The sequence below is a fragment of the Bradyrhizobium sp. genome, assembly GCF_016462955.1.
GTDB lineage: Bacteria > Pseudomonadota > Alphaproteobacteria > Rhizobiales > Xanthobacteraceae > Bradyrhizobium.
This window is the reverse complement of the sequence record NZ_JAEMSD010000178.1, coordinates 6862-12381: the sequence shown is the minus strand read 5'-3', so window position 1 is coordinate 12381 and position 5520 is coordinate 6862. Positions and strand designations below refer to the sequence as shown.

Genomic DNA, 5520 nt, shown 5'->3' with positions numbered 1-5520 from the left:
GGATCATCTCGCCCTTGACGCCGCGAAGCTCGCTCTGCTCGTCGCGGGCACCGAGCCCGCGGCAATCGATCACGATGGCTTTGGGATCCAGGTTGGCCAGCTCGCTCGCGGTGACGTCGCTGCAGAATTGGATGGTGCCGCCGGCGGCGCGGATGCGCTGGTGGAGTTGCGGCAGCACGCGGCGCGGCTCGACATGGCCTTCGGCCGGGAAGAACAGCGCGTCGCGGAAGCGGCCTTCCAGCGACGGTTCGAGCGCGGCAAGGCCGGCCATGTCGAGCCGGCGGTGGTCCTCGGTCATGCGCGCAAAGCGCTCGAAATCGTTGCGCTCGCGCGGATGGGCGACGACGAGCGAGCCGTTGAACGGCGTGTCGGGCAGCTCGCGCCGCCACAGATCGAGCGAGCGCAAGCCGAGGCGGCTGATGATGGGTTCCGCGACCTCGGCCTCGCAATAGGGCGCGAGCATGCCGCCGGCCCAATGGCTGGTCGAGTCCGTCATCGCCTCGTCACCGCGCTCGTGCAAGGTGACGGCGTGACCGGCCTGTGCGAACAGCAGCGCCTGCCAGGCGCCGGCAATGCCTGCGCCGATGACGGATACCGGTGAATCCGGTCGCTTGGTCGTCTGCAACATCCCTGTCCCTTCGCCGGCATGACCCGGATCAGGTTCAAAGGGTCACCGCGGTCCTGGGCGGTATTGCCCATTTAGCGGTATCTCAGCTCCTCCTCGGAGCACCCCTCGGAACAGTGCTAATGTAGGACAGTGACGGGCGGTGTCAACGCGTTAACACTCGTCATGCCCGGGCTTGTCCCGGGCATCCACGTTCTTGGCGCGCAGGCAAAGACGTGGATGGCCGGGTCAAGCCCGGCCATGACGGAGATCAATGAGAGGGAACCTGCGCCCGCGCGTTGCGGACGCGCTGGGCGAGCTTCCGCGGCGTCGGCGCGCCGAACATCGGCTGCGGATTGCCGTTCGGCTCCAGCCAAGGCTGGCCCATACCGCCCTGGCCCATGGTGTCGCCCATACTTGCGACCTGCACGGTTTCCTGGCGCTGCCGCTTCGCGGCGTAGTAATAGCCGCCCGCGAAATAACGCACCGCTCTCGTGTGGTCGCCATTGGCGGCACGATAGGCGCCGGCGAGGTACTTCACGGCGTAGGTGAGGTTGGTGTTGGGATCGCGCAGGCCGGCGGCATCGCCGGTGTAGCCGACCCCGCGGGCGGTCGCGAGCTTGATCTGCATCAGCCCGATGGTTCCGCCGCGGCCGACGAGGTGCGGCTGGTAGCGGCTCTCGCGCATGATGACGCGATGCACCAGCGCTTCGGGCACGCCATTGGCGCGGGCATGGGCCGCGACCATCTCGGCATATTCGGCTTCGCCGGCAAGAGCGGCCTGCGGCAAAATCAATCCGGCCGCCAGCAGCGCGGCAACGCGTAAAATTTTCATCAGATATCCTCAAATTGCCTGCGCCCGCTGCCGTTAGGCGACGAGATCGCGGCGATGATGTGACCAAACGCCGCCGTCGATGTTTTTGCGGTGCCGTGCCGCCGTTACGACTCAAAGCTGGCGTAATCGAGCTGCCGGGGCGAAGACCCCGCTCGCGACAGCACGCCTGTCTATTCGCGCTACCTCGCGAAAGCGAGCATGCAAGCGCTGCAAATCGGGAGAGGTGCCATGACAAAAGCCGACCTCGTCACTGCACACACCACCGACATCCCCAGACATAACCCCTGCGCCCAATGCGGCACGCCGATCGCCCAGCCCGACTGGGTGGAACCGGGTGCGGGGCGGATTTCCTACCTCTGGACCTGCCGCGCCTGCAATTACCGTTTCGAAGCGGTCGCGATCTTCGATCCGGCTGCGGCCGAGCACCCGCCGCTCGCGGCTTGATCACGCCGCGAGCCGGCTCGCCTGCGAGACCGGCAATCGCATCCGCACGATCAGGCCGTGCGGAACGCGGTCGTGCAGCGACAGCTCGCCGCCATGGGCCAACGCGATCGCGCGCGCGATCGACAGGCCGAGCCCGAAGCCGGTGGATTCGTCCATGGTACGCGCGTCGTCGCCGCGAACGAACGGCTCCAGCATCTCCTGCTTGCGCGCATCCGAAATGCCGGGGCCGTCGTCCTCGACGTCGATGACGAGTGTTGCGCCCGCGACGGCGAGGCGGATGGTCACCTCGGCGCCGAAGCGCACCGCGTTCTCGACCAGGTTGGTGACGCCGCGATGCAGATCGTCGGGCCGCGCCGCGGCGGTCGCGGATGCGGGGCCCTCGTAGCGTACGACATGGCCCATGTCGCCGAACTGATCCGCGACCAGCTGCAGCGTGCTGGCGATGTCGACCAGCGTCATGGCCTCGATCTTGCGGTCGTCGCGCAACAGCGACAGCACCGATTCCAGCATCGCGCGCATCTGGTCGAGATCCATCAGCATGCGCTTGCGGTTGGCCTCGTCCTCGATGAACTCCGCGCGCAGGCGCAGCCGCGTGATCGGCGTGCGCAGGTCGTGGCTGATCGCCGCCAGCATCCGCGTGCGATCCGACATCAGCCGCGCGATGCGCTCGTGCATGCGGTTCAGCGCGCGCGCCGCCGAGCGGATCTCTTCCGGGCCGCGCTCGGGCAACGGCGCGGCGGTGCCGTCGAGGCTGAAATTCTCCGCGGCCTCGGCGAAGGACGACAGCGGCCTCGTCAGCGCGCGCGCGGCCCACAGGCCGAGCACCGTGACGCAGATGAACGTGCTCATCAGCGCCATCAGCCACGGGCTGCCCCAAAACCATGGCCGCGGGCCGCCATCGACCTGGCCGACAATCACAGCCCCGTCGGGCAATCGCACGCCGACGCGCGGCACGGTGCCGCCTGACGCCAGCAGCCCGGTGCCGTAGGCGCGGCCGAGCTGGCGGCGCATCCCGCGCAGGTGCGGGCTGTCGTTCTCCTCGAGGTTTGCAGTTCCGGGGGCCAGCATTTCGATGCCGAGCCCGGGGAAGGCACGCGCCAGATCGGCGAGCAGGCGCGGACGCTCGCCGACCTCGGCCGAACCGAGCAGCAGCGCAGCATCGGCCAGTTGATGCGTCGCGTCCGGCGGCGCGTCATGGCGGTCGGGCCGGCTGATCAGGAAGGCTGTGGTGACGACGAGATGGAGCGCGGCGGTCGAGGCCAGCACCAGCACGGCGATCTGCCCGCCGATCCCCTTGAGGTGGAAGAATCCGAACGGCTTCATCGGCGCGCCATCAACTGCCCGGGGGGAGCGCAACCGCTTCGGAACTCGCCGCTTCCGCCCGTTCGGCTTCGGCGCCCGCAATCTCGGTTCTCGGCGTGAACAAATAGCCGCCGGAGCGCACCGTCTTGATCAGGGTCGGGTCGGCCGGATTGGGCTCAATCTTGCGGCGGATGCGGCTGACCAGCACGTCGATCGAGCGCTCGAACGAGCCGGTGTTGCGGCCCTGCGTGAGGTCGAGCAGGCTGTCGCGCGACAGCACGCGGCCGGGCCGTTCGCAGAACGTCCTGAGCAGATCGAACTCGGCGCTGGTCATCGCGACGCGCGCGCCTTCGGGATTGCGCAATTCGCGCAGCCGCAAATCGATGCGCCAGCCTTCGAAGGCGAGCGTCGAGGCGCCTTCGACCGAGCTGGCCGCCTGCGCAGCCGCCTGGCGGCGCAGCACCGCGTTGATGCGGGCGAGCAGCTCGCGCGGATTGAACGGTTTCGGCAGGTAATCGTCCGCGCCCATTTCGAGGCCGACGATGCGATCGACGTCCTCGCCGCGCGCGGTCAGCATGATGATCGGCGTCAGTGACTGGGCGCGCACCTTGCGGCACAGGCTGAGGCCGTCCTCGCCGGGCAGCATGACGTCGAGGATGATGAGGTCGACGCGGTGGTCGGCCATCGCGCGCGACATCTCGCGGCCGTCGCCGACGGCAGTGACGTTGCAGGCGTTGTTGCGCAGGTATTTCGCAATCAGCGTCCGCGTTTCGCGGTCGTCCTCGACGACCAGGATATTGGGATTGGGAGTGGCCATGCGCTTTGTTGGTCCAAAATTCGGGCCGAATGGCGAAGATTTTTGTTTCGGATTGTTTCTGTCCGCCGGCCCCGCAACAGGCGGCAATCGCCCCACCGCCGAGCGGCAAGTCCTCGTTAAGGCCGTTAACCATACCGTGGCGTGGTCCGCGGCGAAAACCCGCAAAACCAAGGGAGCCATCATGACCACGATCTCGGCGGCCTCCGCCGGCAACCATCAATCGCCGCTGCAGCGGCTTCAGCAGGAATTGCAGTCGCAAGTCTCGGCCGGCACGATCGCGTCGTCGGACCAGTCCGCGCTCTCGACGGCGCTGACGGATATCGACACGGCGCTCCAACAGAGCCGATCGAGCGGCGCGCCTCCTTCCAAGGACGAGATCCAGTCGAAGATCGACGACCTCATCTCGAGCGAAGTGTCGAACGGGACGCTGACATCCGACCAGGCGGAGGAGCTGAAAAGCGTGTTTCAGTCTGCCTTCGCGGGCGGCGCGGGTGGACCGGGCGGCGCAGGCGGCCCACCGCCCGGTCCGCCGCCGGACGAGGACTCTTCGGATTCGACGTCGACGGATTCGACGAGCAGCAGCTCGACCGACCAGACCACCGCCGAGATCCTTCAGCAATTCCTGGAGGCCCTGCAGCAGTCGCAATCGTCGGCATCGTCCTACGGTGCCAACGGCAGCTCATCCGCCAAGTCTGATTTCTCGGCGCTTCTGATCGACTACAAGAGCTGACCACGCAGGTCAGCGCGAGCCCCGCCGAGGTCGTGCTTCTCCCAGGGTGCATGATCGTCGGCGGGGACCGTGCAGCGCAAAATGTTCCTGAGTGACGCAGGAACGTTCGCAGATGCGCGACGAAATTGCGGCGCTCACGGAACCGGGCGTGGCCAGCGCTGTTTTCTCTGCACAAGTTTTCTGTGAAGGAGAAGACAACATGATGAAGTCGATCGTCGCCGGTCTTGCCGGCACTGCCCTGCTTACGACCGTTGCGTTTGCGCAATCGCCGACCGCCACCGGCGACAAGGCCGCGCCGTCGGCCACGGCCACGACCACCACCTCCACCGCCGCGACTGCCTCGACCACCGCGACTGGCCAGTGGCGCACGTCCAAGATGGACGGGCTGAAGGTCTACAACGAGGCCAACGAGAATATCGGCTCGATCAATGATCTGTTGATGGACAAGAACGGTGACATCAAGATTGCCGTGATCGGCGTCGGCGGCTTCCTCGGCATGGGCGAGCATCTCGTTGCCGTCCCCTACGAGAAGCTGAAGTTCGTCAATGAGCCCGTTGCCTCGACCACCGCGAACACGGGCACCAGGCCCGCCGGCACGACGACTGGCGCTGCGACCGGCACCGACAGGCCTGTGGCGACCACGACGACGTCGTCCGCATCGAAAATGTACCCGGATCATGCCGTGTTCAATGCGAGCAAGGACGAGCTGAAGAACATGCCGCAGTTCAAGTACGCGGAGTAATCAGGCTCTGAACTTCAGCGAAGCGCGCCCCGTTTTCAACGGGCGC

Annotated in this window: 7 protein-coding genes and 1 riboswitch; of the genes, 3 read left to right on the top strand and 4 right to left on the bottom strand. The window is 66.8% G+C overall.

The window, feature by feature from the left end; translation table 11 throughout:
• On the bottom strand, positions 1 to 628 hold a 628-nt coding region (locus JHD07_RS18945), incomplete at its 3' end, for an FAD-dependent oxidoreductase (protein ID WP_291624672.1).
• Positions 616 to 744, bottom strand: a riboswitch (TPP riboswitch). It overlaps the preceding gene by 13 nt.
• A 131-nt stretch (positions 745 to 875) precedes the next feature.
• Positions 876 to 1439 carry a lytic transglycosylase domain-containing protein gene (locus JHD07_RS18940; protein WP_291624671.1) on the bottom strand — a complete coding sequence of 188 codons (564 nt, stop codon included), beginning with the start codon at positions 1437 to 1439 and terminating at the stop codon, positions 876 to 878.
• Between the two features lie 228 nt (positions 1440 to 1667).
• On the opposite strand from JHD07_RS18940, the gene JHD07_RS18935 reads away from it, so the two are divergent.
• A complete protein-coding gene (locus JHD07_RS18935; protein WP_291624670.1) occupies positions 1668 to 1883 on the top strand; it encodes a hypothetical protein in 216 nt (71 codons plus the stop codon).
• Here the strand turns inward: JHD07_RS18935 and JHD07_RS18930 are convergent, their stop codons facing one another.
• Positions 1884 to 3206, bottom strand: a complete 1323-nt coding sequence (locus JHD07_RS18930; protein WP_291624669.1) for an ATP-binding protein — start codon at positions 3204 to 3206, stop codon at positions 1884 to 1886.
• Positions 3207 to 3216: 10 nt separating this feature from the next.
• Positions 3217 to 4002 carry a response regulator gene (locus JHD07_RS18925; RefSeq protein WP_291624668.1) on the bottom strand — a complete coding sequence of 262 codons (786 nt, stop codon included), beginning with the start codon at positions 4000 to 4002 and terminating at the stop codon, positions 3217 to 3219.
• A 181-nt stretch (positions 4003 to 4183) separates the two neighbouring features.
• Between JHD07_RS18925 and JHD07_RS18920 the strand changes: the two genes are divergently transcribed.
• Together JHD07_RS18920 and JHD07_RS18915 are read left to right on the top strand one after the other, a co-directional pair.
• Positions 4184 to 4732 (top strand): hypothetical protein, encoded by a 549-nt coding sequence (locus JHD07_RS18920; protein ID WP_291624667.1) that lies wholly within the window; start codon positions 4184 to 4186, stop codon positions 4730 to 4732.
• A 199-nt stretch (positions 4733 to 4931) separates the two neighbouring features.
• Positions 4932 to 5474, top strand: a complete 543-nt coding sequence (locus tag JHD07_RS18915; protein ID WP_291624666.1) for a PRC-barrel domain-containing protein — start codon at positions 4932 to 4934, stop codon at positions 5472 to 5474.
• Positions 5475 to 5520 lie beyond the last annotated feature (46 nt).